The 26432-nt window shown below is 70.4% G+C and carries 21 protein-coding genes; 12 read left to right on the top strand and 9 right to left on the bottom strand.

Features of this window, described 5'->3' with window-relative positions; translation table 11 throughout:
- Nucleotides 1–56: 56 nt before the first annotated feature.
- The 3 genes from G6O54_RS21960 to G6O54_RS21970 form a co-directional block, all read right to left on the bottom strand.
- Nucleotides 57–1604: a putative Ig domain-containing protein gene (locus tag G6O54_RS21960; protein ID WP_165228060.1), complete on the bottom strand. Its 1548-nt coding sequence runs from the start codon at nt 1602–1604 to the stop codon at nt 57–59.
- Entirely contained in the window at nt 1571–2578 is a 1008-nt protein-coding gene (locus tag G6O54_RS21965) for an aldose epimerase family protein (protein ID WP_165228062.1), read from the bottom strand. Before G6O54_RS21965 ends, G6O54_RS21960 begins: the two co-directional genes overlap by 34 nt.
- Nucleotides 2579–2837: 259 nt before the next feature.
- On the bottom strand, nt 2838–6143 hold the full coding sequence (locus tag G6O54_RS21970) for a DUF5107 domain-containing protein (RefSeq protein WP_165228064.1): 3306 nt from the start codon (nt 6141–6143) through the stop codon (nt 2838–2840).
- Nucleotides 6144–6253: 110 nt separating this feature from the next.
- Between G6O54_RS21970 and G6O54_RS21975 the strand changes: the two genes are divergently transcribed.
- Together G6O54_RS21975 and G6O54_RS21980 are read left to right on the top strand one after the other, a co-directional pair.
- Nucleotides 6254–7195, top strand: a complete 942-nt coding sequence (locus G6O54_RS21975; RefSeq protein WP_165228066.1) for an AraC family transcriptional regulator — start codon at nt 6254–6256, stop codon at nt 7193–7195.
- A gap of 177 nt (nt 7196–7372) precedes the next feature.
- The gene (locus G6O54_RS21980) at nt 7373–8011 is read left to right on the top strand and encodes a hypothetical protein (protein ID WP_165228068.1); all 639 of its coding nucleotides are present in this window, start codon (nt 7373–7375) and stop codon (nt 8009–8011) included.
- A gap of 97 nt (nt 8012–8108) precedes the next feature.
- Here the strand turns inward: G6O54_RS21980 and G6O54_RS21985 are convergent, their stop codons facing one another.
- Nucleotides 8109–9698: a sigma-54 interaction domain-containing protein gene (locus tag G6O54_RS21985; RefSeq protein WP_165228070.1), complete on the bottom strand. Its 1590-nt coding sequence runs from the start codon at nt 9696–9698 to the stop codon at nt 8109–8111.
- Nucleotides 9699–10253: 555 nt separating this feature from the next.
- Here G6O54_RS21985 and G6O54_RS21990 point away from each other — a divergent pair.
- The 4 genes from G6O54_RS21990 to G6O54_RS22005 all read left to right on the top strand — a co-directional run bounded on the left by G6O54_RS21990 (nt 10254) and on the right by G6O54_RS22005 (nt 14540).
- Nucleotides 10254–11858 carry a TROVE domain-containing protein gene (locus G6O54_RS21990; RefSeq protein WP_205678982.1) on the top strand — a complete coding sequence of 535 codons (1605 nt, stop codon included), beginning with the start codon at nt 10254–10256 and terminating at the stop codon, nt 11856–11858.
- 118 nt (nt 11859–11976) lie between these two features.
- Nucleotides 11977–13239 carry an alpha/beta hydrolase family protein gene (locus G6O54_RS21995; protein ID WP_250847025.1) on the top strand — a complete coding sequence of 421 codons (1263 nt, stop codon included), beginning with the start codon at nt 11977–11979 and terminating at the stop codon, nt 13237–13239.
- 105 nt (nt 13240–13344) lie between these two features.
- On the top strand, nt 13345–13614 hold the full coding sequence (locus tag G6O54_RS22000; protein ID WP_165228072.1) for a ribbon-helix-helix domain-containing protein: 270 nt from the start codon (nt 13345–13347) through the stop codon (nt 13612–13614).
- Nucleotides 13615–14072: 458 nt separating this feature from the next.
- On the top strand, nt 14073–14540 hold the full coding sequence (locus G6O54_RS22005) for a DUF5946 family protein (protein ID WP_165228074.1): 468 nt from the start codon (nt 14073–14075) through the stop codon (nt 14538–14540).
- 337 nt (nt 14541–14877) lie between these two features.
- On the opposite strand, the gene G6O54_RS22010 is transcribed toward G6O54_RS22005, so the two are convergent.
- Together G6O54_RS22010 and G6O54_RS22015 are read right to left on the bottom strand one after the other, a co-directional pair.
- Entirely contained in the window at nt 14878–15636 is a 759-nt protein-coding gene (locus tag G6O54_RS22010) for a hypothetical protein (RefSeq protein WP_165228076.1), read from the bottom strand.
- A gap of 3 nt (nt 15637–15639) precedes the next feature.
- Entirely contained in the window at nt 15640–16242 is a 603-nt protein-coding gene (locus tag G6O54_RS22015; RefSeq protein WP_165228078.1) for a hypothetical protein, read from the bottom strand.
- On the opposite strand from G6O54_RS22015, the gene G6O54_RS22020 reads away from it, so the two are divergent.
- Nucleotides 16220–16750 carry a hypothetical protein gene (locus tag G6O54_RS22020; RefSeq protein ID WP_165228080.1) on the top strand — a complete coding sequence of 177 codons (531 nt, stop codon included), beginning with the start codon at nt 16220–16222 and terminating at the stop codon, nt 16748–16750. The two genes, G6O54_RS22015 and G6O54_RS22020, sit on opposite strands and share 23 nt — an antisense overlap.
- A 228-nt stretch (nt 16751–16978) precedes the next feature.
- Nucleotides 16979–17827 carry a DnaJ domain-containing protein gene (locus G6O54_RS22025; RefSeq protein ID WP_205678984.1) on the top strand — a complete coding sequence of 283 codons (849 nt, stop codon included), beginning with the start codon at nt 16979–16981 and terminating at the stop codon, nt 17825–17827.
- Between the two features lie 517 nt (nt 17828–18344).
- Here the strand turns inward: G6O54_RS22025 and G6O54_RS22030 are convergent.
- The gene (locus G6O54_RS22030) at nt 18345–18584 is read right to left on the bottom strand and encodes a hypothetical protein (protein ID WP_165228058.1); all 240 of its coding nucleotides are present in this window, start codon (nt 18582–18584) and stop codon (nt 18345–18347) included.
- A 136-nt stretch (nt 18585–18720) separates the two neighbouring features.
- On the bottom strand, nt 18721–19545 hold the full coding sequence (locus G6O54_RS22035) for a Crp/Fnr family transcriptional regulator (RefSeq protein WP_165228082.1): 825 nt from the start codon (nt 19543–19545) through the stop codon (nt 18721–18723).
- Between the two features lie 109 nt (nt 19546–19654).
- On the opposite strand from G6O54_RS22035, the gene hcp reads away from it, so the two are divergent.
- Entirely contained in the window at nt 19655–20944 is a 1290-nt protein-coding gene (gene hcp / locus G6O54_RS22040) for a hydroxylamine reductase (RefSeq protein ID WP_165228084.1), read from the top strand.
- A gap of 277 nt (nt 20945–21221) precedes the next feature.
- Here hcp and G6O54_RS39065 read toward each other — a convergent pair whose 3' ends face one another.
- Nucleotides 21222–21800, bottom strand: coding sequence for an REP-associated tyrosine transposase (locus G6O54_RS39065; RefSeq protein WP_165228086.1), 579 nt, complete (start codon nt 21798–21800; stop codon nt 21222–21224).
- Between the two features lie 509 nt (nt 21801–22309).
- On the opposite strand from G6O54_RS39065, the gene G6O54_RS22050 reads away from it, so the two are divergent.
- The 3 genes from G6O54_RS22050 (at nt 22310) to G6O54_RS22060 (ending at nt 26429) form a co-directional block, all read left to right on the top strand.
- Nucleotides 22310–24793, top strand: coding sequence for a lipase family alpha/beta hydrolase (locus tag G6O54_RS22050; protein WP_165228088.1), 2484 nt, complete (start codon nt 22310–22312; stop codon nt 24791–24793).
- A gap of 110 nt (nt 24794–24903) precedes the next feature.
- Entirely contained in the window at nt 24904–25476 is a 573-nt protein-coding gene (locus tag G6O54_RS22055) for a TetR/AcrR family transcriptional regulator (protein WP_165228090.1), read from the top strand.
- A gap of 68 nt (nt 25477–25544) precedes the next feature.
- On the top strand, nt 25545–26429 hold the full coding sequence (locus G6O54_RS22060; protein WP_165228092.1) for an alpha/beta fold hydrolase: 885 nt from the start codon (nt 25545–25547) through the stop codon (nt 26427–26429).
- The last annotated feature ends 3 nt before the right edge of the window (nt 26430–26432 follow it).

Below are 26432 nucleotides of genomic sequence, written 5' to 3' on the forward strand. Positions count from 1 at the left end.
CGGGCGGGCTGTCGGGGCGGGACGCATGCACCACAAGCGGGAAGAGAAGGCCCCTATCACGCCCGCGGGCCTGCCAGCCGGACCAGCATCACGCCGTGGCGGTCGACCCGGGCGGAGTAACTCTCCCTGGCCGTCCCGAGGTCCTTCTGCCTCCAGAGGTCGCGGACCCGATGCTCGCCGGAGAGCTTCAGCTCGGCCCAGGACACGGCGAGCTCCCGCGGCTCCTCGCCCAGGTTGAAGAGGCCCACGGCGATCGAGCCGTCCTCCAGCGGCTTGGCAAGCACCAGGTCGGACTCCGACTTGCGGACGACCCGGGCCTGGATCCCCAGCGGGTCCTGGTCCACGTCGATGACCTCCGCGTTGCAGAGGACGCTCAGCGTGAACGCGTCCAGCTTCTCCATGTCGCCCGAGTAGAACAGCGGCGCCGCCATCAGGGACCACATCGACATGTAAGAGTGTTCCTCGTTCGCGGTCAGGCCGCAATGCTCCTTGCCGACGACGCCGATCAGCAGGTAGTCCGGGTCGTTCCAGCGGCCCGGCGCGGCATTTCGGGCGTGGGCCGCGTTGCTCAGGCCCACGCGGTAGAAGCCCGGCAGGTGGTCCGCCTTCTCGAGGCCGACGTCCCCGGTGGTCCGCCAGCACTGGCCGCCGACGTCGCCCCCCCACTCCCAGACGTTCCCCATCCCGTACTGGCAGAGGTTGAACACGATGTCGCGATCGAGCCGCCCGACGAGCCCGCCCATCAGGGCGTAGGGCTTCACCAGGTGCGCGCGGTCGCTGCCCCCCGCCACGTCGGTGTACGAGCACCAGTCGTACTTGAGGAAATCGAAGCCCCACTCGGCATACTTGCGGGCGTCGACCTCCTCGTGCTCATAGCTGCCGGCGAACCCGGCGCAGGTCGTCCGGCCGGGGCTCGTGTAGAGCCCGGCCTTGAGCCCTCGGGCGTGGATGGAATCCGTCAGCGCCTTCATGTCCGGGAAGCGGCCGTTCGGCCGCATCGCCCCGGCGTCGTCGCGGGCCGGGCCGCCGAGCTCCGGGTCCGACGACCCCGGCCGGACCATCCAGCAGTCGTCGATATTGATGTATTCATAGCCGAAATCGGCCATGCCCGTGCCGATCAGGATGTCGGCCGCGGACCGCATCCGGGCGTCGGTGATGCGGTCGGTCCAGGTGTACCAGTCGTTCCAGCCCATGGGGGGCGTGAGGGCCAGCGTGTCGCCGACGACGATCCGGAGCGGGCGGGTCGATCGGCCGTGCTCGCTCGAGGCCGAGAGGACCACCGCGAACGTCCCGGGGGCCGAGGGGGCCCGCCCGGAGATCACGCCGGTGTCGGCGTCGAGCGTCAGGCCCGCGGGCAGGCCCTCGGCGCTGAACCGGATCGGCCGGCGGCCGGTGCACGGGATCCGGTGGAGGAACGGATGGCCGGGCCGGCAGCCGTAGGCCTTCGGCCCGCGGATCGCCGGGGCCGGGCCCGGCCGGGGCGTGAGGATGTCCGCCTCGCCGGGCGGCCCCGCCAGGGCCGTCGGGCGCGCGGTCGCCGCCGCCAGCGCCAGGAGCGTCATCGTCATCGTCAGGCGGCAAAGGACTCGTCGCGATCGTCGCATGATACACCTCCGATGGAAACGTCCAGCGACCAGCGCCGGGACTCCCCCGGGGCGAGGCGGACGGCCCCGCCCCCGGCCCCGGCCCCAGCCCCGGCGAGTGCCTCGTCGAGCCGATCGCCGGCCGTGGTCGTCGGCTCGATGCCGAGGTTCCGATAGGGCGGGGAGCCGGCGCCGAGGCCCGACCAGCCCCCCTCGTTGATCCAGAGGCCCACGTGGCGGACCTCGTCGCCGCGCCACGCGATCCGCAGCGACTCGTCGCCGCCGGTCGCGGTCAGGCGGACCCAGGCTTCGGCGGGAAGCTCCGCAAACAGTTTCACCGCCCGGCCGGCCTCCGGCGCAAGCGGCCAGGCGAACGGCTCGTGGAGGGCCGGCTCCGCGGCCCCGATCGCCGCCGTGACGCGCGCGATCGTCCCCGCCGGCATTTCGATCGTCATGCCGTCCTCGATGCGAAAGAGCGGATGCGCCGCCCAGAGGTACGGCACGGCCTCGTCGCCGAGGTTCGTCAGTTGATACTCGAGGCGGAAGGCCGGCCGGTCGGGATCGAGCCGGAGAAGCCGGGCGAACCGGACGGCCGGCGCGGGGAGCTCGACGGCCAGGTTGAGCGAAGCCCCCTGCCCTCCTTCGTCTTTCGCGAGCGGCTCGGCCAGGCTCCAGCTTCGATACCAGAGCTCGCCGTGGTCCGTGAGCATCCCGTCTCCCCAGGGCGAGCCCGGCAGCCGGCAGGGATGGACGGTCGGGACGATCTCGTCCCAGCCGCCGACGTCGTGATCGGCCACGTACGAGGCCCCCGGCCGCCCCGCGACCACGGGGAGGTCCGGGTTGCTCCAGAGCCAGGACCGGCCGGTGCGGAGCGACTTCACCGAGGCGATCTTGCCGCCGAGCTCCGGCACGACGACGACCCGGATCGAGGCGTTCTCGAGCGCGAAGGCCGGCCACCGGCCGAGCCATCGCGTCGGTTCGATCGAGGCGGTCATGGCTTCGCCTCCGTCGCCGCGGCGAGTGGCCGATGGATCAGGGCGGCGAGGTGTCCGGCTGCGTGACGGCTCCGGGTGGCTGTGGCAGAGCCGAAGGCGATGCCACGGGATCGGCGAGGCCTGTGGGTGAAGCGACCGCCGTCGGTCGAGCCGAGGCGATCCCGTGGTGTCGCTGCGCGTCCACCACAGCCACCCGGAGACTTGCCACGCGCGACAGGGCTGCTGAAGCCAGGAGGCGTGAGCCTCGCCCGGATGAGCGTCATGGCCGTGCCTCCGTCGTCGTCGCCATGGGCTGGTGGATCAAGGCGCCGAAGTGGCTGGCATCGAGCGCCAGCGCGAGGTCGAACGCCGCGAGGGCCTCGTCCCGCCGGCCCTGGCCGAGGCGGCCCAGTCCCATCAGGTAATGGCAATGGGTGTCGTTCCGCCGGCGGAGGTCGTCCTCGAAGACGAGGAAGTCCGGCAGCGACACGGCGAAGTAGTCGATCGCCACGTTCTGACCCAGGTGGTCGCGGCCGAATTGGGCGAGCGCCTCGAACCGCCGCTCCGCCTCCTCGCCGCGGCCGAGCGCCCGGAGGGCCAGGCCCTGGTAGAGGATCATCTCGGGGGGCTGGTCGTTGTAGTAGAGGGCCTCCGCGGGCTCGACCTGGCCCTCGCTCGCGGCCTCGAAGGCCGAGGCCGCCTCGGCCTCGTTCCCCGCCTCCGCGTGCGCCCGGCCCAGCCAGTAGAGGACGTGGTTCTCGCGGGCGCCCGGCAGCTTGCCCTCGCCGAGGTTCTCCGGGTATTCCCGGGCGCGGAGGAGCGACGCGACGGCCTCGTCCGGCCGGCCCGCCGCGAGCTGGGCCCTCGCCCGGCCGATCAGCGCCTGGACGTACTGGCCGGCCGGCTTCCCCTCGCCCCCTTCCCACGGGTGGAACGTCCGGCCCAGCAGGTCCGAGAGCGCCTCGTCGTGGCGGCCCAGCGCGTTCAACAAGGTCACCCGCTCGATCGTCAGGTCGTCCCGGAACGCAACCAGGTCGGGGCGTGCCTCCAGGCGGGCCAGCCGCGACGCCGGGCCCTCGTTCGTCCGCTTGCGGAGCTGGTCGAGCTCGAAGAAGACGCGGGCGTCGTCCGGCCCCAGCGCGAAGGCCGTCTCGTATTCGGCCAGGCCGCGGGCGTCGTCCTTGCGGGCGTTGACGAGGGCCAGGCCGAGGTTCCGGTGCGCGGTCGGGAAGTCCGGGCGGATCGCCGCGCAGCGTTCCCAGGCGGCAATCGCCTCCTCGTGGCGGCGATGCCCGTACCAGAAGTTGCCCAGGCCGTAGGCCGCCTTCCAGTCCTCCGGGTCAAGCCGCAGGGCCGACTCCAGGGCGGGCACGCATTCGAGCTCGTTCGGGAAGAAGTAGCCCGGCGAGGCCGACGCGATCGACCCGAGGATCGCCCGGGCCGCGTCGTCGTCCCCCGCGAGGGTCCGGAACCAGGCGGCGAAGTAGGCCGCCATCAGGTCGCCCCGGGCGCCGGCGTCGAGGAGGTCGATCGCCTCGTCGAAGAGGCCGGCGTGGGCGCAGTCGAGGGCCAGCTCGATCGCCCGGGTGGGGAGCCCGCAGAAGGTCCGGAAAACCCCGTCGCCCGGGGCCGAATCGGGGCCGGACTCCCGCACCGCGCCCAGCTCGAGGGGATCGGAGCGGAGCCCCCGCCGGGCCTCGCGGCGGGCCTCCTCGGTCCGCCCCAGCCGGCGGAGGATCGCGGCCTTCAGGTGGCGGGCCTGGCCGACGTGCGAGCCGCGGGCCTCCGCCTCGTCGAGGTGCCCGAGCGCCCGGGCGAGGTCCCCCCGCCGGGCCGCGAGCCGGGCCATCGCGAAGGCCGCGGGGCCCTTCCACGCGTCGGTCCAGCCGGCCTTGGCGAAGGCGTCGTACGCCTCGTCGAGGCGGCCCTGGTAGAGCAGGCAGCGGCCGAGCTGGTACGAGGGCTCGCCGTCATACGGGTTCGGGTTCCGGAGCGTCAGGCGGCCGATCGCGGCGCGGAGATGCGGCTCGGCCTCGGCGAATTTCCCCTGGCCGATCCGGATCCGGGCCACGGCCGTGAGGCAGCGGCTGTCCCCCGGGTCGCGGCGGAGCGCCTCGAGGTAGTAGTCGAGCGGCGAATACGTGGCGTGCCGGTACTGCTCGAGATGGAGGCCGTTGAGGAAGAGCTCCTCGACCGAGGCGATCTCCGCCGGCGGCCGCGCCGCGGTCGCGGGCCGCGGGGCCGGGGCGGGCTCGCCGCTCGGGGGCTCGATCGCCACCAGCTCCTCCTCGCCGTCGTGGACGCGGAGCGTCAGCTCGCCCGGATCGGTCCCCGGCGGCAGCGCCACGGACGTGAGGAAGGCCCGCTCGGGGGCGAGCTCGGCCGAGACCTCGCAGAGGGTCTCCTCGCCGCGACGGAGCCGGATCGCGAGCGTTCGCCGCGAGCTGGCGTAGACGCCGATCCGCGCGACCCCGTCGCGGACGTGCAGGCTGGCGGCGGCGTCCCTGCCGGCGTTCCGGGGCGGGCCGATCTCCTTGTAGGGGAGGAAGACCTGGGTGAACGTCTTCTCCTCGCCGGGCATGATCCAGGTGAAGTCCGGCTGGTTGTCCGTGAAGGCGCCGCACATCAGCTCGATGTAGGGCCCGTCGGCGTCGGTGAGCTGCCGGTCCCAGGCGTGGCCGAACGGGCCGTTGCCCCAGGTCCACTGCTTCTTGCCCGGGACGACGCGGTGGTCCGCGACGTGGAGCAGCCCGGCCCGGGCGCGATGGTCGTAGCAGCCCAGGAAGTCGAAATCGGAGTGGTGGGCCATGTACGACGTCGGCACCGGGATCGTGTCGTATCGCGAGATGTCGGTCCCGGGCGCATAATTCACGTGATAATAGGTGCCGGTGGCGATCGGGAAATCCGACACCGCGCGCTTGCCGTGGTCCATCACCGCGCGGACGTCCGGCGGGAAGACCGACTGGTACTGGTCGTGCACGTGGACGGCCGGGTTGGCCCACCAGAGGAACGACCTCGGCTCGTCGGTCCGGTTCACGAGGTGGACCTCGACCTCGAGGTAGGCGCGGCCGGGATGGAGCCTGAAGCCGTGCCGGCCCTGGGTGCGCGACATCCGCTCGACCTCGGAGCACCAGACCGTCCGCGCGCCGTCGGGCCCGGCCTCGATCGCCCAGTCCAGCGGCTCGAAGGTGCTGGGCCGGTGGTGCTGCGGCCAGTTGAACTCGATGCCGCCGGAGATCCAGGGCCCGCAGAGCCCCACCAGGGCCGGCTTGATCACGCGGTTGTGATAGACGAAGTGGTATCCGTTGGTCTTGTCGACCGCCATCTGGACGCGGCCGCCGAGCTCCGGCAGGACCATGATCCGGAGGTACTCGTTCTCCAGGAAGACGGCCGTGTAGGCCCTCTCGACGCGACGCCCCTCGATCCGGTCGATGACCGGGTGCGGGTACACGGCGCCGCTCGATCCCTGGTAGACCCGCTTCTCCAGGAACATCGGGTTCCGGTCGGGCGTGCCGACCGTGTACGTCGGGATGACGACCCGCTCCGACCAGGCTTGCACCGCCGACCCGCCGGCCGCCCCGTTCATGATCGGTCTCCTCCCCGGGAGGTCCTCGCCAACTCGCACGACGCCCCGATTGTCGAAGGCCCCGCGGGCCGTCACAATGGAGAAAAGTCCGCGCGGAGATGGACGATCTGATGATCGACGACGAGTCCCGAACCCAGGAAATGGCCCGTGGCGTCCCGTTGCTGGAGAAAACCCGGCGCCCGGACGGTTTCGCGGGGCAGATCATGCACGTGCTCCCCCGGCCGCTGCTGGCGAGGGAGGCCCGCCACTTCCCGGTCCGCGAACTGTACGTCACGGACCTGGGCTGGTATCCCCGCGCCGCCGGCCACGGGCGGCGGCGGGACGAGGGGGCGGGCGAACATATCCTGATCCTCTGCGAGGCGGGCGAGGGCCTCTACCAGGTCCAGGGCCGCGAGGGCCGCCTCGGCGCCGGCGAGGCGCTGTTGATCCCGCGGGGGGCGGCCCACGCCTACGGGGCCTCGGATCGGGATCCCTGGTCGATCCACTGGGTCCACTTCCTGGGCGACGACGCCGACTACTACCTCCGGCTCCTGCCCGACGGCGAGTGTCGGCTCCCGGTCGCGGCCGGGACCATGGGGCGGATGATCGAGGTCTTCCGAGGCGCCTGCGCCAGCCTCGACCGCGGCCTGTCGGGGTCGGTCCTGTGCTACCTCTCGCACGCGCTGAGGCACCTGCTCGGGCTGCTCTTCTTCGAGAATCGGTCGTACGACGCGGCCGCGCGGGGCCCCTCGCGGCACGACGTCGCCGGCTGGATCGACGGCATGCTCGACCGGATCGGCCGGCCGTTCTCGCTCGCGGCCATGGCCCGCCGCGCCGGCCTCTCGGTGCCGCAATTCTCGGCCGTCTTCCGCCGCCAGACCGGGATGACGCCCGTGAATTACTTCATCCACCTGAAGGTCCAGCGCGCCTGCGCCCTGCTCGACGTCGAGGGCCTGGCCATCGCCGAGGTCGCCCGCGCCGTCGGCTACGACGACCCCTACTACTTCTCGCGGATCTTCCGCAAGGTCATGGGCGTCTCCCCCCGCGACTTCCGCAAGCAGCGGTTCGGGTGAGGATGCGAGGCGATGCGAGGCGCCCCGACCCGACCCGTGGGCGGCCGAGCCGATCTGGTCCGGCCGCGCCGCGATGGAGACGCCCTGCAAGTGTCAGACTTCACCGGCATGGTAGAATCGCCGGACGTGGCGGCATCCGGCATTCGCGCCGATCCTCCGGTCCATCGAGGTCGAGCCATGCGGTCAGTGCCGATCTCCGCGCGACGATTCATGGGCATCGTCCTGCTTGTCGTGGCCCCCCTCGTCGCCCGCGCGGCGGTGGCGGACGAGCCCTACTTCCCGGACCTCGTCTTCGACCGGGATCGGGGGGCGAACGACTTCACGGTGGACTGGTATTCGAAGCACCTGGCGGCGATGAAGGAGCCGTCGTTGTGGGCGCTCTCCCGGAAGGACCCGGCCGCGACGACGTACCGGTTCCTGTGGCTGCCGACGTTCCATCACCCGGCGGCGGTCCGGCTGGTCGAGTCGGACGGCGGGGGCATGCTGCATGCCGTCCTCCTCGACGGCAAGGGCGGCTATGAGCCCGGCAAGGTCATCGCCTCCATCCGCCGGAAGCTCAACGACGCGGAGTGGAAGGAAGTCCGGCGGCTCCTGGATCGGGCCAGGCCGTGGGACCTGCCGACCACCTCCGACCCGTTGCTCGATGGCGAGGACGGGGACCAGCTCATCGTCGAAACCGTGAGGGCGGGCAAGTACCACATCGTCGATCGCTGGGGGTCGACGGAGACGGCCGACTACCGGAATCTGTGCCGGCATCTGCTCGCCCTGTCCGGCCTCGACGTGATGAAGACCTGGAAGGAGTACCGCGAGGAATGACACGCCGCAGGGCGGTGCCTGACGCATCGTCCCGGTTCGCTGCACGGCTCCGGGGCCGCCGGGCCCGCGTCCCGGCCGGCCTGCAAGCCGGGCGCGGTCAGTGTTTGTCCTTCTTGATCCCGAGCCGATCCAGTTGCGCCGCCAGGGTCTGGTAGTTCCGGTAACCGAGGAGCTCGGCGGCGCGGCGCTGGACCCCGGCGGCTTCCGTCAGGGCGCGTTGCAGGTAGTGGCGGCGGATGTCCTCGAGGAGCCGGTCCAGCGAGAATCCCTCGCCCAGGGGTAGCTCCATGAGGTCCTGGGGGGGGCGGCCCGGGATTTCGGCCACGGCGTCGTCGAGGTCTCTCCGATCGATCAGGTCACCGTCGGTCATCACCGCGGCCTGGACGAGCGTGTTGTAGAGCTGCCGGACGTTCCCCGGCCAGGCGTGCCGCCTCACGAAGCCGAGGGCCGAGGCGGACAGACGTTTGGGCCGGAAGCCCGGCTCCTGCCGGGCGAATTCCCGGTTGATCCGGTCGAGCAGCCGCCCGGCGATCATCGCCACGTCGCCGCGCCGCTCGCGGAGCGGCGGGAGCTTGAGGGTGACGACCGCCAATCGATAGTACAGGTCCTCTCGGAACTCGTGCCGGGTGACGGATTCGAGCAGGTCGCGGTTGGTGGCGGCGACGATCCGGACGTCGCTCGTCAGCGGCCGGGAATCGCCGACCCGGGAGAAGACCCGGCGGCACGGGCTGCCGTCGGGCGGCTGCAGCACCCGCAGCAGCTTGGCCTGCATGGCCGGGTCGCACTCGCCGATCTCGTCGAGGAACAGGGTGCCGCCGTCGGCCGCGGCGAACGCCCCGTCCCGGTCCCGGTCGGCCCCGGTGAAGGCCCCCTTCCGGTGGCCGAAGAGCTCGCTCTCCAGCAGCTCGCGGGAGAGGGCGGCGCAGTTGATGGCCACGAAGGCGCCCTCGCGGCGCGGACCGGCCTCGTGGATCGCCCGCGCGAAGAGTTCCTTGCCGGTCCCGCTCTCCCCCAGGATCAGGACCGAGACGTCGCGCCGGGCGGCCCGCCGCGCCCGGCCGACGGCCAGACGGATCCCGGCGCTCTCGCCGGCTATCTCCCGGAATCCCTGGACGTCCTGCGGCAATTCGGCGGCGAGGGACTGGAGCCGGGCGTCCGCGTCCCGCAGGACCTGGGGCACATAGTCCACGACGAGGTCGAACGGGACCGTGGTCACCCAGGCCCGCCCGCCGTGGGTCTGGTAGAAGGTGACCGGCTGGTACTTGCTCTTCCCGAGCAGCAACCAGACCGCCGCCATGGTCGGAGTGCCCGGGCTGAGATGGACGCACAGCTCGACGCCGGCCTCGCGGGGGACGCGGACAATCGCCGCGAGCCGGGAGTCGACGAGCTGGAAGATCTCGGCGTAATCGGTCGGGTCATTCACCGCGACGGCGTGGAGCGTCGGCCCGCCGCCGACCCACTCCGCGTACAGCCGATTGCGCGGGCCGGTGTGGCCGGTGAGGAGATGCACCTCGTCGAACCGCTCGGCGTCGAGCAACGTCCGGAGCGGTCCCGCCTCGCCGACCAGCGGCGTCGGCGGATTCAGCCCGCGCAGGACCTCGGCCTGCCGGTCCTCCGGCAAGGTCGCGGCCAGGGCGCGGAAGTCGGCATAACCGATCCAGGAGACGAGGACGCGACGGGTCGCCATGGGGGGGCACCAATTGTTTGGACATTGCAGCAAATTCCTTTGTACTCCATCGGCGAGCCGGATGCTCATCGCAAAAGCTCCGGGAGGAATTTCGGGACGAGTGCTCCGCCGGCCTCCTCGTTCCAAGGAGTGAGCGGCCATGACCTTGGGGAGCCCGCGGGGGCCTCGGCTCGTCGGGCATGGATCTCGGCCGGTCGCGTTGACTCGAGTCCGGCATCCCCGATGCGATGGACGGCCTTCTCCTTCTCCACTCCCTTGTTCGCCCGGCCCCGATGCCGGCGAGCCGCAGGCGAAGGTTATCTCTGCGAACCGAGACGACCGGTGGAGGTTCCGATGACGCCGGCCCCGGCCGGCGATGCGGGCTCATCCCCCGCGAGCGGAGGAGGTGCGGCGAGACCGGCATGACCCGGGTCTCGCCGCACCATCCCCGACGAATCATAGTTTTCAATACGTCTTCACAATATTCGATCCGAGGCCCTGCCATTGGACGCCTCCGACGACGAGCTCGACCCGCCTCGTCGGGCTCCGGCCCCGCAATCCGAGCCGATGCCCGGCATGCCCCAGTCCCGGAACAACGCCGGCGGCTTCGCGTTCGCCGTGGACGACTGGACCAGGCTCGACCGGTTCCTGGTCCTCGGCGTCGAGGGGGGGAGCTATTACGCGACCGAGCGGCGGTTGACGGCCGAGAACGCGGAGGCCGTCCGGCGCTGCCTGCACGCGGACGGCCCGCGCACCGTGGCGCGGATCGTCGCGATCAGCGAGGAGGGGCGGGCGCTCAAGAACGACCCGGCGATCCTCGCCCTCGCCATGGCCGCGGGTGCGGCCAGCCCCGCCACGAGGGCCCTGGCGCTCGCGGCCCTGCCACGGGTCTGCCGGACCGGGACGCACCTGTTCCGGTTCGCCGACGCGATCGGGACGTTCCGGGGCTGGGGACGCGCCCTGCGCCGGGCGGTGGGCGACTGGTATACCGCGAAGGCGCCGCGGGAGCTCGCCCATCAGCTCGGCAAGTATCAGAGTCGCGGCGGCTGGTCGCACCAGGATTTGCTCCGCCTGTGCCACGTCAGGGCGACGGGGTCGTCGAACGCGGCCCTGCGGTGGGCGGTCGGCAAGGGGCTCGAGCCGGGCCCCGAGGACGCCTCGTCCCCGCTCGCGATCCTCGCGGGATACGAGGCCGCGAAGCGGGCGGCCGCGCCGGGAGAGGTGATCCGGCTGGTCCGCAAATACGGCCTGCCACGAGAGTGCGTCCCGACCCGATGGCTGACGGATCCGGGCGTCTGGGAGGCTCTCCTGGTGACGATGCCCCTGGCCGCGCTCGTCCGCAATCTCGCGACCATGACGCGCCTCGGCCTGCTGACGCCGGGCTCGACCGCGGCGGCACGAGTCGTCTCGGCGCTCGATGATCCGGAGGGGCTCGCGCGTTCCCGCCTCCACCCGATCGCCCTCCTCGCCGCCCTGAGGACCTACGCCTCGGGACGCGGCGCGCGTGGGCAAGGCGTCTGGACGCCCGTCCCCGAGATCGTCGATGCGCTGGACGGGGCCTTCTACGCGGCCTTCCGCAACGCGGAGCCGACCCGCAGGCGCTGGCTCCTGGCCCTGGACGTCTCGGGGAGCATGGCGTGGGGTGCGATCGCGGGGATCCCCGGCCTGTCGGCCCGCGATGCCGCGGCGGCGATGGCCCTCGTCACGGCGGCGACCGAGGCGGATCATCACGTCATCGGCTTCACCGGCCGAGGGTTCTCCGCCTCCTCCGCCGGCGGCTCGCGGTATCGCGCCGGCGCCGGCCATGGAGGGGTCGAGCCGCTGTCGATCGGCCCGGATCGACGATTGGACGACGCGATCAGGATCGTCAGCGACCTGCCCATGGGGCCGACCGACTGTTCGCTGCCGATGCTCTACGCGCTGGAGCGGAAGCTCGCCGCGGACGTCTTCGTCGTCTACACGGACAGCGAGACCTGGCACGGCGCCATCCACCCGGTCGAGGCACTGCGGCGATACCGGGACCGCACGGGCATCGCGGCGAAGCTGATCGTGGTGGGCATGGTGTCTTCCGGGTTCACCATCGCCGATCCGGACGACGCCGGGATGATGGATGTGGTCGGGTTCGACGCGGCCGTCCCGCAGTTGATCGGCCTCTTCGCCGGCCCCGAGGGGGGGACCTGACGGCGGGCGAGGCGGTCGATGACGTCGACTTGGGCCGAAAATCCTTGACCGGGCGGCGGCCGTGCCGGATGGTGAAGCCCGCGGCTTCATCCCGCTCGTTGTCCGATAGGATGGAAACATGTTGATGATTGTTCGATCGTGTCGCGTCGCGATGCTGGTGGCCCTGATCCTGCCGGCGGCCCCGGGCCGCCCGGCGGTCGCGCAGGACGCGGCCGGGGGGGCGGACGTGCGGCCCAACATGGTGGGGGCGTATGGCCCCTGGCTCTCCGGGAAGGTGCTGGGCGACGGCCCGGCGCGGCTCTCGTTCCGGACGGGGCGGTGGAAGTCGCTCGACGAGTGGCGGGCCGTGGCGCGGGAGCGGGCCTGGGAGCGGATTGCGCCGGTGGACCAGGGGGGCAGGCCCGAGGTCCGGGTCGAGTCGACGCGGGAATTCGAGGGCCTGCACGTCGAGCGGCTGTCGTGGCAGCTCCCCGGCGGGGGGCCGCGGACCGAGGCCGTCTTCCTGAAGCCGGCCGGCGCATCCGGGCCGCTGCCGGCGATCCTGGGGCTCCACGATCACGGCGGGAACAAGTTCCTGGGCTGGCGGAAGATCGCCAGGGCCGGCGACGCGCCGACCCGGACGGTGGCGACCCACCAGGACGAGTACTACGGGGGCGTCGCCTGGGCCAACGAGATCGCCAAACGCGGCTACGCGGTCCTCGTCCACGACACCTTCCCGTTCGCGAGCCGACGCGTCCGCGTGGCCGACGTCCCGCCCCGGATCCGCGAGGAGGGGATCGACCCCGAGCCCGACGACGCGGAGGGCATCAAGCGCTACAACAAGTTCGCCGGCGCCCACGAGGACATCATGGAGAAGTCCCTGATCAGCGCGGGGACCACCTGGCCCGGCGCCTACGTCGTCGAGGACCAGCGGGCCCTGGACGTCCTCTGCGCCCGCCCCGAGGTCGACTCGAGACGCGTCGGCTGCGCCGGGCTCTCCGGCGGCGGGATGCGCACCGTCTTCCTGGCCGGCCTCGACGACCGGATCGCCTGCTGCGTCGCCGTCGGCTTCATGACCACCTGGCGGGATTTCCTCCTCGACAAGTGCCATACGCACACCTGGATGGCCTACGTCCCGCTCCTGCCCCGCGACCTGGACTTCCCCGAGATCCTGGCCCTGCGGGCCCCCCGGCCCACCATGGTCCTGAACTGCAACGAGGACGGGCTCTACACCCTGCCCGAGATGCATCGCGCCGACGACATCCTCCGCGAGACCTTCGCGAAGGGGGGCGCGGCCGCCGCCTACCGCTGCAACTTCTACGGCGGCGGCCACAAGTTCGACCGGGAGATGCAGAAGGATGCGTTCGCCTGGTTTGATGAACATCTGAAGGCGAAGCAATGATCTCGGCCGGTCGCCATGTCTGCCCCCGCCCCCTCTCGAGCACCGGAGGCTCTCCTTGGCAAGGTTTGCCAGGCCTGGTCGTGTGCACCGGGAGGGGGCCCTGCCATGGCGACCATGAACATCTCGCTGCCGGACCAGATGAAGGCCTTTGTGGAGTCCCAGGCCCGCAAGGAGGGGTTCGGGACGGTTAGCGAATATCTGCGCTCCGTCATCCGGGAGGTGCAGAAGCGGGAAGACAGGCAGGCGCTCGAGACACGGCTCAGGGAGGGGATCGAGGGCGGTCCGTCCGCCGCGCCTCTGACCGCCGGGGAGTGGGACGACATCGAGCGGGAAGGGCTTGAGAAGGCCGCCGCGAGGCGACGACGGAAGGCATGAGCGTCATTCGCCTGCGAGCCGGGGCGCGATGGGACCTGGTGGAAGCGTCCCAAATGGCTGGGAGGCAGGGCGTGGGGCGTTTGACAGGTGGCACCAAGCTGCAGTGGGGTGGCCGTGGTGGAAGCGCAGCGACACCACCGTGAGGCAAGCGGTCACGCCGGTCGGACTTTGCTCCGGGGACGAGGCGGTCCCGTGGTGTTCCACCACGGCCACCCGGAGCCCCTGCGCGGCGGCCAGGAGTGTCCAGAACCCCCCTCAGGATTTGGGACGGTCCCAACCTTGTGGAAGCGGTCGCCTAACTGGCGGCGAACCGCGGGCATGGGACGCGTGTCGGGTCCGAGGATGTCATCGGGGCCGGCTCCGCTCGGGGGCCCGGCTGGTGTGATAGCCGCCGTCGTCCCGGCCGGAGCCGACCCGCGTCTCCCCTTCTTCGGTCATGTCAGAGAACGGAGCTGCGAATGGCGGCCTCCTGCCCGGAATGCGGTGCGGCGCTCCCCGAGGGCGGGGCGTGCATCGACCATTTCCACGCCCTGCTCCTGCTGGAGTACGAAGTGCTCGCCGACCCGAGCGTGGCTTCCGGCGGCCGAGGCGAGGTCGCCCACTTCCATGCCGTCAGCTCCTATGTCCTGCAGCATCCGGAGGGGATGAACTACACCGCCGAGGCGGTCGTGGGCCTGCGGCGCAGCCTGGCGGACCACCTGGCCGGGAGGATAACCCTGGCGGAGCAGCGGTCCCGGGTCCGCCGCGCCGCTGACGGGGCCACCCGGGTCACCCGCCGTGCGGGGGACGAGGTGACGCGATGGCACGTCGCCTCGTGGCCGATGACCGTGACGGACGTGCTTTCCGGTGGCGTCGAAGGCTACTGCGCGCGGGTCGCGAGATGGGCGGAGTCGATCCTCCGCACGCTGGACGAGGCAGGCGCCTGATTCGACACCCGGGACGGACCTCCACGTCAGCGATCAAGGAGCGGCTGAACTCGAGCGCCGAACGCCTGGATTGCGCCCGAACGAATTCGCTTCCCCCCTTACCAAGGGGGGATACAGGGGGGTGAGTTCGATCGCCTCGGCCGGCACGATCCACCCCCTCCAACTCCCCCTTTGTAAGGGGGAGAGCCCGAGTAGCTTCCCCTGCGTGGGTCTGCATTCCGAGCCCCGTCGGGACGAGAGCCTGGTCTTCCGTCTCGCCAGCGCCATCCGGGTGTGTATGCCAGGCTTTCGTGAGGCGCTCTCGCTCCCTGATCGCCGACGTCGAGGGCCTCGGCCTTCAGACCACGCTCACCTGGAACGGCTCCACCTCGCGGCCGGTGTAGATCGTGAACCCCAGGCACTGGGCCTGGTCGTCCGCGTACTCGACCTCCTCCTCGACGTTGAGGAACTCGCGGAAGGTCTGGCCGGTGGCGTCATCGGTCGTGTCGCGGTGGTAGTCCCAGACGAGGTAGTCGGCGTGCCGGAGCTCGTCCTTCTGGACCGAGCCGTCGCCGTCCCGGTCGTCCAGGATCGTCACCTCGCAGCGGTACGGATCGCGGACGTCGTCGACCCGCCAGTAGGTCGGCTGCTTGTCCTCGTCGATCGGGTTGCCGTCCCGATCGGCGAGGATCTTGAACACGCCCTCCTCGTCGGCGAGGACGTCGAGGAAATTGTTCTCCTCGGCGAACCGCCAGCCGAAGTCCATGTAGGGGCGGAGCACCTGGAACCGGTGCCCGAGCTCGTGGGGCGACTCCTCGTCGGGGATCAGCCGGAGCTTGAGCCGGACCGGCTGGCCCTGCCCGACGGCCGCCACCGCCTTCAGGTTGTAATCGGTGTGGAAGAACGTCCGGTCGCCGATCCGGGTCTCCCAGGCCCAGATCGACTCCACGTAGAACTTCAGGCCGGAGAGGTCGGCCTCGTAGTTGACGGCCACGGACCAGCCCACCTTGGCCTGGAGCGGGTTGTGCACCTTCAGCTCCTGGGCGGTCAGGTCCCGCTTGTTCCGCCCGGTGAGCATCTCGAACAGGGTCCGGCCCTTGCCATTGGCGGAGCTCATCGATCACTTCCCCCAGCGGACGTTGAAGAACACGTAGACGAGGGCGACCACGCCGCAGAGGGCGGAGAGCCACAGGATCACGCTCCCGCCGCCCGAGCCGTCGCGGCCGCGGGGCGCGGCCGGGGAGTAGGTCGCGGCCACGGGGACCGGCTCCGGCATGGCCGTGGGGTTGTAGGCCGCTTCCACGTAGCCCTGGTCGTACTGGTCGGTCGGATCGGAGGCGAACTCCGGGTCCACGTAGTTGGCGTCGCGGGGCACCCGCTGGGCTTCCAGGGCCGCCAGCCGGCGCTGGACCTCGGCGTCGCGGGCGGCGTCCGCATAGGCCTCGGCGCTCAGGCGGGCCTGGTTGTGGTAGAGCCACTGGGCCCGGCGTTCGGCGTTCCACTCCATCATCATCCACCAGAACCCGGTGGAGTACGGCCCGATCCCGTAGCCGACGGGACGGCCCCAGTAGTAGTCGTAAGGATGAGCATAATGGTACACCGTCACGTGCCGGACGAATCGATCCTGGCGGACGTCGGGCTGGATGTAGCTCGAGGGCCGCTCGCGAAGCTGCGTGACGGCCGGCGACGACGCGTCCACCTTGACGGACCGCCCCCCGATCACGGCCTCGCTCCGGGGCGGGGCCGTCGCCTGCTGGGTGGCGACGTATGCCTGGCGGCTCTCCTCCCGCCGCTGGGCCTGGGCCTTGGTGCTGATGCCGCCGGTCGCGGTCGCCGGCCGGGAGCTCGACGAGTTCCCCACCGTCGCGGAGCGGGAGCCCGTCGTGGCGCTTCCGCCGGGCTTCGAGGAACTGCCGCCGCCGCCGGACGACGACGAAGGCGAGGCGGAAGGCTTGCTGCCGCCGAACATCGACCCGCCCGAGGACGTCCCGGTCGCGGCCTTCCCGCCGGACGAGGAGCTCGGCGGCTTGCTGCTGCTCGTGCTCGGCTTGCTGCCGCCGAACATCGACCCGCCCGAGGACCGGCTCGACCCGCCCGAGGACCGACTCGACCCGCCCGACGGCCGGCTCGATCCGGAGCTACGCCCCTTCTGGGCCAGGGCCGAAGTCGAGAACGAGACGAGGAACGCCAGGGCGATCGCCCCGACGAGTCGTTTCGATACCCGCATCTGAAGTCTCTCCGATCGTGGTTGAACCTGACGGTCCATCTTTCATCCATCGAGCCATGCTGTCGGCCATGGTCGGCGCCAACTTGCAGAGAGTATTCTCCATTTCGCCGCACTTATTTGAAGTGGGGCGGTGGAATGGGCTCCGGCGTTTCCCGGCCCGGGGTGATCCCGGATAATGGGGCGGGCGGCGTGGTCGGGTTCGAGACTCAACGGGACGAAGGGGCCGGCGCTCATGATTGGGGACGAGGGCACGGCCTATGCTTGCGGCTCGATCGGGATCGGTCGATGGTACTGGGTCGTCTGGGCGAGCGAGGCGGACGCCCGGGCCATGGCCCCCGCGCTGGCCAGCGGGTATGAGAAGTCGTCGGGGGCGGCCGAGGCGAAGGCGGTCGAGGCCGCCGGCCCGCACTCGAAGCGGCTGCCGGCCCGATGGGCGACCGGTTACAAGCGTGGTGGCGATCCGGCGAAGGCCTCCGGCCCGAAGCCGAAGAGCCGCCTGAGCCGGCCCGTCGGCGGCCTCGCGAAGGGGAAGCGAGGCGGCCCAGCCTCCTCGCCGCCCCGCCTGGCCTTCCTGTACGCCGCGGCCGAGAGCGACCGGCCCGAGGAGCGCGGCGAGGTCGTGGTCGTGAGGCACCGGATCGTCCGGCAGACCGCCGGGAAGATCCACATCGACCGCGACCCGTTCCGCGAGGACGAATGGCGGGGCCGGGACGGGGACGGGGATGGCCCCTCGCCCCCTGCGGACGCCCCGAAGCCGCGGACGCTGGCCGTCGACCGCGAGACGCTGCGCCGCGAGGGGCGGTTCGATCATCGCGGCCTGTCCTTCTACGCCAGCGAGGACGCCGGCATCCGGGGCGTCCATGCGGAGCTGACGGCCCGTCATGGCTGGTGCGCCGCGCTCGGCGTGAAGTTCCCGTGCTCGGTGCAGTCCATCAAGGCCGCCTACCGCCGCCTCGCCCGCAAGACCCACCCGGACGCCGGCGGCGACCCGTCCGCGTTCCGGGCCCTGGAACGCGCCTACCGCGAGGCCCTCGCCTACTTCTCCGCGACCGACGAGCCGGCGGGGCCGGATCGGGGATGAGGGCGTCCGTTCGAGCCGGCTCGTGCTCTGCCAGGGCTAAAGTCAATACCGTTCAACGAAGGCTCGTCTCGTCTCGCATCGCGAAGGCGGAACGTGAACATCCTGGCAGGCAAGGAGTGTCTCCGGGTGGCCGTGGTGGAACACCACGGGACCGCCGTGGCCTCCAGGCGAAGCCCGTTGGGCGCAACGGCTTGCCGCACCGTGGTGTTCCACCACGGCCACCCAGCCTCAGCTCGGAGCCGACGTGACGTTGACCTCGGTCTCGTACCATCGCGGTTCGAGACCCTGCCGAAGCCCGTGTGCCCCTACCCTTCGTTGAACGGTATTGGGGCTAAAGTGGCATCGACCTCGCAAGATCGCTGGCCTCGCATGAACTGCGGGCGCCCGACCTCCTCGGCCCGAGGTGAGGGAGAGAAGGGTCGTAGGAGTCAGGGGTTGGGAACGATGGAGAGGGCTCGTCCATCGTCCGTGCGGTAGACGCTGAAATCTCGCTGGTCGAGGGGGAAAGACGACCCGCTTACTCACCTCCGAAGCCTTCCATGTGGGCGGGATTCGTCGCGAGGTCGCTGGGACCTCCCTTGAGCGTGCCGATGAGCCCGGCCTTGCTCAGGACATCGAACGCGGTCGGCTCCGCGTCCGAGTGCGCGTCGTTGGTGGAAAGCTCGTCGAGCACGGTGACACGGACGCGGTGCCCGGCCAATTCTCGAGCATGGCGGGTGACCTCTTCCCACGTCCCTTCGATGATTCTCTGCTCCATCGCCGCACCTCCTCGGTTTCACCGTCGCCTGAGTCTACCACAACTCCCGGTGCCCTATCCGCTCCTCCTCGAGGCAGCGGCCGGACGCTCCGGGCCGCGTGCCGGGCCGGGCCAGGCCGGGCCGTGCCGGCTCGGCTCACAGATTCGGCCCCAGCCCGTCGGAGACGCGGGCGAGCCCGTCGCGGTCGAGGAGGCGGAGATCGGTACCGGCCCCGGCCCCCGCCCCGATGAGGCCCTCGTCGGTGAGGCGGCGGAGCGTCCGTGAGAGGGTCTCGCTGGTGAGGTTCAGGCGGCTGGCCATGTCCTTCTTGAGGCTCGGCAGGCGGACCACGCCGTCGGCCCCGGCGGCCTCCAGGAGGAATCGCGAGACCCGGCCGGCGGCGTCGCGGAGGGTGATGTCCTCCACCAGGCCGATGAAATGCCGGACCCACAGGGCGAAGCTGCCCAGCAGTTGCAGGCAGAGCGCGTGGTCCTCGCGGAGGGCCGCCTGGAAGGGCCGCTCCGGCAGCAGCAGGCAGGTGGCGTCGGACGCCGCCTCGGCGAACGCCGGGCAGGGGAAGTCGCCGATCGCCGCCACCTCCGCGAAGGTCAGACCCGGCGAGACCAGGTGCAGGACGTGCTGCTTCCCCGACGGCGCGACCAGGAAGACCCGCACCAGCCCCGTCCCCACGATGAAGACGCCCGGCGGGGCGTCGCCCTGGCGGAAGATCAGCGTGCCGCGCTCGTAGCGGCGGACCTCCGCCATCGCCACCAGCCGCGCCCGCTGGCCCCCCGTCACCCCGGCGAGCAGCCGGCAGCCGTCCAGGATCGCCGCCGCGTCGATGTCCACGGTCGTCCCGCCTTTCTCGGCCGCCCCCCCGCGACGTCCCGTCCCGTCGCCCGGCCGGGAGGAAATCCCCGGAAAATCCGGCGGCTTGATCCAGGTCAAGGATCCGGATCGGCGGATCGGCGATAGTCGCATCTGACTCGTCCGCGTCGTCGACGCCGGCCGCTCCGTGCGGCCGGGTACGACCCGGGTTGCCGCGCGGCTCGGACCCGGCGGGCAAAGACCATTCTGGGGAGATCGAACGATGTTCTGCAACCAGTGCGAGCAGACCGCCCACGGGACCGGCTGCGTGATCAGCCCCGGGGTCTGCGGCAAGGACGCCGACGTCCAGTCCGTCCAGGAGATGATCCTCTTCGGCCTGAAGGGGATGGCCGCCTACGCCAACCACGCCCGCCGCCTGGGGAAGACGGACGAATCGGTCAGCGCGTTCATCGAGGAGGCCCTCTTCGCCACGATGACGAACGTGAACTTCGACCTCGGGTCGCTCCTCGAGATCGCCCTGGAGCTGGGCCGCAAGAACCTCCGCGTCATGGAGCTGCTCGACGCCGGTCACATCGAGGCGTTCGGCCGCCCGTCGCCGACGATCGTCTCGCGGGGGACGAAGCCCGGCCCCGGCATCCTCGTCACCGGGCACGACCTCGTGGACCTCCACGACCTGCTCAAGCAAGTCGAGGGCACGGGCATCAACGTGTACACCCACGGCGAGATGCTGCCCGCCTTCATGTACCCGACGCTCCGCGAGCACCCGAACCTCGCCGGCCACTACGGCGGCCCCTGGCAGAAGCAGAAGCAGGAGTTCCCCGCGTTCCCCGGCCCGGTCGTCGCCACCACGAACTGCATCCTGATCCCCCGGGCCGACTACGCCGACCGCGTCTTCACCACGCGGTTCACGGCCGTCCCCGGCGGCACCCGCCTGGCGACGAACGACTTTTCCGCCGTCCTCGCGAAGGCCCGCACCTGCCCGCCGCTGGAGAAGACCTCCCAGGGCGCCTTCCAGGTCGGGTTCCACCGCACCGTCCTGCTCGACGCCGCGCCCACGATCGTCGAGGCGGTCAAGGCGGGCCGGATCAGCCGCTTCTTCGTCATCGGCGGCTGCGACGGCGCCGAGCCGGGCCGGAACTACTTCAGCGACTACGCCCGGAACACGCCGCCGGATTCGTTCATCTTCACCCTGGGCTGTGGCAAGTACCGGATCAACGGCCACGATTACGGCGAGCACCTCGGCCTGCCCCGCCTGATGGACATGGGCCAGTGCAACGACGCCTACGGCGCCATCCAGGTGGCGCTCGCCCTGGCCGAGGCCTTCTCGTGCGGCGTCAACGACCTGCCGCTCACCCTGGTCGTGAGCTGGTTCGAACAGAAGGCCGTGGCCGTCCTGCTGACCCTCCTCTCTCTGGGCGTCAAGGGCATCACCCTGGGCCCGAACCCGCCCGCCTTCGTCACCCCGAACGTCTTCCGCATCCTCCAGGAGCAGTTCGACCTCAAGCTCACGGGCGCCGACGCGAAGCAGGACCTCCTCGCCGTCCTGAACTGATTGATCCCCCGGCCCCTCCCCCGCGGGCGGGGCACCCAGCGGCGTCCTGGCACGATGTGCCTTGTCCCGGCTATGTTCAGCCCGGAACATGGGTGGCCGTGGTGGAACACCACGGGCGGGCAGGCCGTCGCCCTGGCACGAGGGGCCTTGTCCCGGCTATGTTCAGCCCGGAACATGGGTGGCCGTGGTGGAACACCACGGGCGGGCAGGCCGTCGCCACGGCCCAGGCCGCTTCCGCGCTTCCCACGCTCGTCCACCTTCGAGCGAGTGACCTCGCTCAATCCCGGTGGGTCCATTCCGGCGGGACTCGATCAGGAATCAGGCCACAACTCGGCGTGCCATCGAACCAGCCGGCGCTCGACCATCTCCATTCCGACGGCCGACTCACCAGCCCTCGACGCACGGGGTTGGCATGCACGTAGTCGATCATCGTCATCAGGACTTTCGGCTCCCAGATGTTCCGGTCATAGCCCTTGCCCGCCTGCCAGAAGAGTCGCTCTGTCCTCTCCCCACGCTGACGGGTAATCCGGGCGAGCCAGGCCGGGGAATGTTCCACGAGATGGGCGACCCCCTTTCGCCCCACGGGCTCCTTGATCGCCTTGCGGATCGACGCCATGCTGCACATCGACCGCCCTGGGCAAACGATCAAATGGACATGCTCTGGCATGAAGACGAAAGACCAGAGTGCGAAATCCAGTTTCCGCCTGGCGTCTTCGATCGAATCACAGAGCCACTGACACGTGCTCTCCGCCGCCAGGAACCGATATCGATGATAGCAGGAGAACGTCAGTTCGTGAGCCTCACCCGGTTCATCGCTGGTCCGCGGCTTCTGCTTCGAGGGCTGATGTCGCACCATGAGATGAAGCTAGCCCGCCGGTACTGACCGGGCAAGAGGCCTGCCCGCCCGTGGTGTTCCACCACGGCCACCCATGCCTCGGGTAGCAGAGGGATGGGAATATGAGCCAGGAGGCATGGCGGCGGCCTGCCCGCCCGTGGTGTTCCACCACGGCCACCCTGCTTCGGGTAGCAGAGGGATGGGTGTATGAGCCAGGAGGCATGGCGGCGGCTCGCCCGCCCGTGGTGTTCCACCACGGCCACCCATGCCTCGGACTCGCGGGGAAAGACCATAGCCGAATGACCGGCACACATCTCTGGCTGAATTCCCGGCGAACAACTGTGGCGCGTGACACTTCGCTCCTCCACAGCCGCGGCGCGACGCGGCGCCCGGAGTGGTCCGGGATGGGAAGGCGCGGGAAGCTCGCGTTTTTCCCGCAATCCTCGGGGCCGATTGTCACGGCGGGACGGCCCGAGTAGGTTGATAGCATGCGAATTTGACATTGGCCTCAGTGCCGGGAGGGATTCGGGATGCGCGCCGAGCAGAGGACCGCCCTCCAACGAGCCTGGTCGGCGATCTTCGGCTGGTTGCGAGGTCGTGGATTCGCGGCCGAGCGGAGATCCTCGAACGGCTACGAGGCGGGTCCCTCGACCGCCCCGCGGCCCAGCATGGCCCGGACTGTCGTTGACCATCTTCAGACCTTCCTCGCCGTCCTGGCCTTCATCTTCCTGGGAGGCGAGGCCTTCGAGGCGGTCAGGCCGTGGCGACTGGACGTGGGGATCGTGCCCTTCCTGCTGGGCCTCATCGGAGCGTGCGGGGTGGGCTACCTTCGCACCAGGAGCCTCGGAGGCTCCCGGTGGAGGAGCGTCTCGATCACCGCCGCGAGCGTGGCGGCGGCGATGGTGCTCTACGCGGAATGGTCGGCCCGGCGGGGCCTGACGAGGCCGCTGACCGCTTCGAGGCTCGAGTCGATCGGGGGGAAGTCCCTCCCGGCCGGTTCCGAACGACCGGGCTTCCGCCTGGAATGGATGCCCCGGGTATCGAGCGTCGGGAGCCTGCCCTCCGAGGGCAGGAATGAGGTGATCGTCGCCGAGGTCGATCGCGTGCTCCATCTTCGCGTGTTCGACGGCGATGGCGTGATGGTCATGGACACGGATGAAAACCGGCTGATGAATTCGGACCGCGAGCGGATCGACGAACGGGCCCGGATCCTGGAGGAGTTGAGGAAATGGCCCCGTGGGGGGCCCCCTTCCCCGCAACTTTCGCCCTCCCAGCAGCGCCAGGTCATCGACGAGGTCCTGTCGCTCTTCGACTCCGCCCTGATCGTGCTGGTCCATGGCTTCGGCGGGCCGCGGACCGACGGCTACCGGCAGCTCGTGGGAGGGATCAAGAGCTGTCGGCCGGGGGACGACCTGTTGCAATTGTCCTACTCGAACCGGCTGTTCTCGAACGCCGACCCCGCGATGATCGCCGATGAGATCAACGACCAGATCGATAAGGCGTTCAACACGCGGAGAGACCGGGATGGCGTGGGATATCGCGAGGTGATCCTGGTCGGCCACAGCGTCGGGGCCCTGCTCGTGCGGAAGGCGTACCTTTACGGCCGCGGGCACACCGACGACGCTCCGGGCTGGCCGCCCAGGGTCGGCGAGCGGCCCTGGTCGCGGCGGGTGGGCCGGATCGTGCTGCTGGCCGGCGTCAATCGGGGCTGGAGGTCGGACCCGTTCACGGTCCGCGCCGGGGGGTGGATTCGCGGGATCGCCCACCTGGGGGACTCCTTCGCCTGGGCCACGGGGACCGCCGAGCTGCTGCGGGGGTTCCAGGCCGGCTCGCCGTTCGTCGCCAACCTGCGGATCCAGTGGATCCGCCTGGGCAAGGCGGAGAAGCCGACCGTCGTGCAGCTCCTCGGGATCGAGGACGAGGTCGTCGGGATCGAGGACAGCAAGGACGTGGCGGTGAACTCCGACTTCATCTTCGTGCCCGTCCGCGGGAGCAACCACGCCAGCATCCTGGGCTTTGACGACCCGACCTACGGACCCGGACGCTGGGCCGCCTTCCGCGACGCGATGGACATCGATCACCGCAAGGTCGAGACGCTCAAGGAGAAATACTCCGAGGAGACATACGAGTCCGATCAAGGCATCAAGAAGGTCGTGTTCGTCGTCCACGGCATCCGAGACATGGGGCAGTGGACCTCCCAGATCGAGGCGGAGATCCAGGGCCGGGCGAAGGACGTGATGGTCCTCCGCCCCCGCTACGGTTACTTCCCGATGGGCCCGTTCCTCCTCTTCGAGGACAGGCAGAAATACGTGCGCTGGTTCATGGACGAGTACACCGAGGCCCTGGCCCGCTATCCGAATGCGGCCGACGACGTCAACTACGTGGGGCACAGCAACGGCACCTACGTGCTGGCGAGCGCCCTGGCCCGGTATCGAACGCTCAGGATCAACCGGGCGATGTTCGCCGGCTCGGTGGTCCCCCGCGACTACGACTGGAACGACCGCCTCAGGCGCGGGCAGGTCCGGCTCGTCAGGAACGACCTGGCGTCGGCCGACTGGGTCGTGGCGATCTTCCCCAGGATGATCGAGCTCTTCTACGAGACGCTCGGCACCTGGTTCGGCCCCAGCGACATCGGCAGCGCCGGCTTCAACGGCTTCCTGACCGTCGGCGGCAACATGACCGAGAACTACTACCTCGAAGGGGACCACGGGGCCGCCCTCCAGGCCGAGAACATCCCCTCGGTCGCCGGCTTCATCCTGGGCGAGGACGCTCCCGCGGCCTTCGCGCCGCGGGCGTCCGCCCAACCCGCCTGGCTGGTCAACCTGTCCCACCTGTGCTGGCTGGTCTGGGGCGGAATCGCCCTCGTCCTGGTCCTGGCCTATCCGGCCTTCCGGCGGGCCGTCCGCGGGCTCAACGCCCTGTTCTGTCGGGTCGGCCTGGCCCTGAAGGTGCCGGAAGGGATGGCCTTGCCCCTGTACGGCATCCTGTTGATCGTGATCTTGTATACATACTGATGATCGTCGAGATCCCGCGGAGGGCCTGCCCCCGGCCACGAAGGGGGATGGCGCCTGCCCGACGGAACCGGGGGCTTGAAAACAGACAGACTAGTCTGTATGATTGGGGCATGGAAGGTAAGGCGACCACCTCCCGGGCCCGGCGACGCATCCTCGAGACGGCCGATCGGCTGTTCTACGAGGAGGGCTTCCGCGCCGTCGGCATCGACCGGATCATCGCGGAGGCGGATGTCGCCAAGGCCACGCTCTACGCCCACTTCCCCTCCAAGGACGACCTGATCCTGGCCGTCCTGGAGCACCGGGAGCGGTCCACCAACGAGTTCTTCCGCGCGTCGATGGGGCGGCACGCCCGGGCGAAGGGCCCCCTGGGGCCGTTCTTCGCCGCCCTGCGGGAGTGGTTCGAGTCGCCGGGCTTCCGGGGCTGTGCCTTCCAGAACGCGACCGTGGAGCTGGCCGACCCGGCACACCCCGCGACCGAGTTCTCGCGGGGATTCAAGGGCCGCTTCCGCGAGTTCCTGCGGGGGCTCATCCGGGAGTCGGTCGGCGAGCAGGCCGCGAGGCTCGCCCCCGCCGTCTTCCTGCTGGTCGAGGGGGCCATCGTCACGGCCGCCGTCGAGGGCAAGCCCGACCCCGTGGACGTGGCCCGCGACGCGGCCTCGAAGCTGATCCGGGGGGGCGCGTAACCCTCCTCTTCTTTTTTGCCCATGACAGACAGACTTGTCTGTCTGATTTTCCCTGCGGAGGAATCCCGATGAGCGACGCGACGAGGACCCTGCACCGGACCGTGGAGGTCGACGGCCTCGACATCTTCTACCGCGAGGCCGGGCCGAAGGACGCCCCGGCGATCCTGCTGCTCCACGGCTTCCCGACCAGCTCGCAGATGTTCCGCAACCTGATCCCGGCGCTGGCGGACAGATACCGCGTCATCGCCCCGGACTACCCCGGCTACGGCCACAGCGCCATGCCCTCTCGGGACGAGTTCGCCTACACGTTCGACAACCTGGCGAAGGTGATCGACGCGTTCACCGGCAAGGTCGGCCTGACCAGATATGCTCTCTACGTCCAGGACTACGGCGCCCCGGTCGGCTACCGGATCGCGTCGCGGCACCCGGAGCGGGTCACGGCCATCGTGGTCCAGAACGGCAACGCCTACGACGAGGGGCTCGACGACGACTTCTGGAAGCCGATCAAGGACTACTGGGCCCAGCCGGAGAGCCAGGAGAGGCGCGAGGCCCTGCGCGGCCTGCTGACCTACGAGGCCACGCGGTGGCAATACACGCACGGGGTGCCGCACCCGGAGCGGGTCAGCCCCGACGGCCCGGCGCACGACCAGTTCCTGCTCGACCGGCCCGGGAACGCCGAGATCCAGCTCGACCTGTTCCTCAGCTACGGCAGCAACCCGCCGCTCTATCCGGGCTGGCAGGCGTATTTCCGCACCCACCAGCCGCCGGTGCTGATCGCCTGGGGGAAGAACGACCAGATCTTCCCGCCCGCTGGGGCGGAGCCCTACAAGCGGGACCTGAAGACGCTGGAGTATCACCTCATCGATGCCGGGCACTTCGCCCTGGAGTCGAACGGCGACGAGATCGCCGCCTTGATTCGCGACTTCCTCGGTCGCCATGTGACGGCCCGATGACTT

Origin of the sequence: Aquisphaera insulae (genome assembly GCF_011064615.1) — a bacterium.
In the GTDB taxonomy this organism is placed as follows: Bacteria; Planctomycetota; Planctomycetia; order Isosphaerales; family Isosphaeraceae; genus Aquisphaera; species Aquisphaera insulae.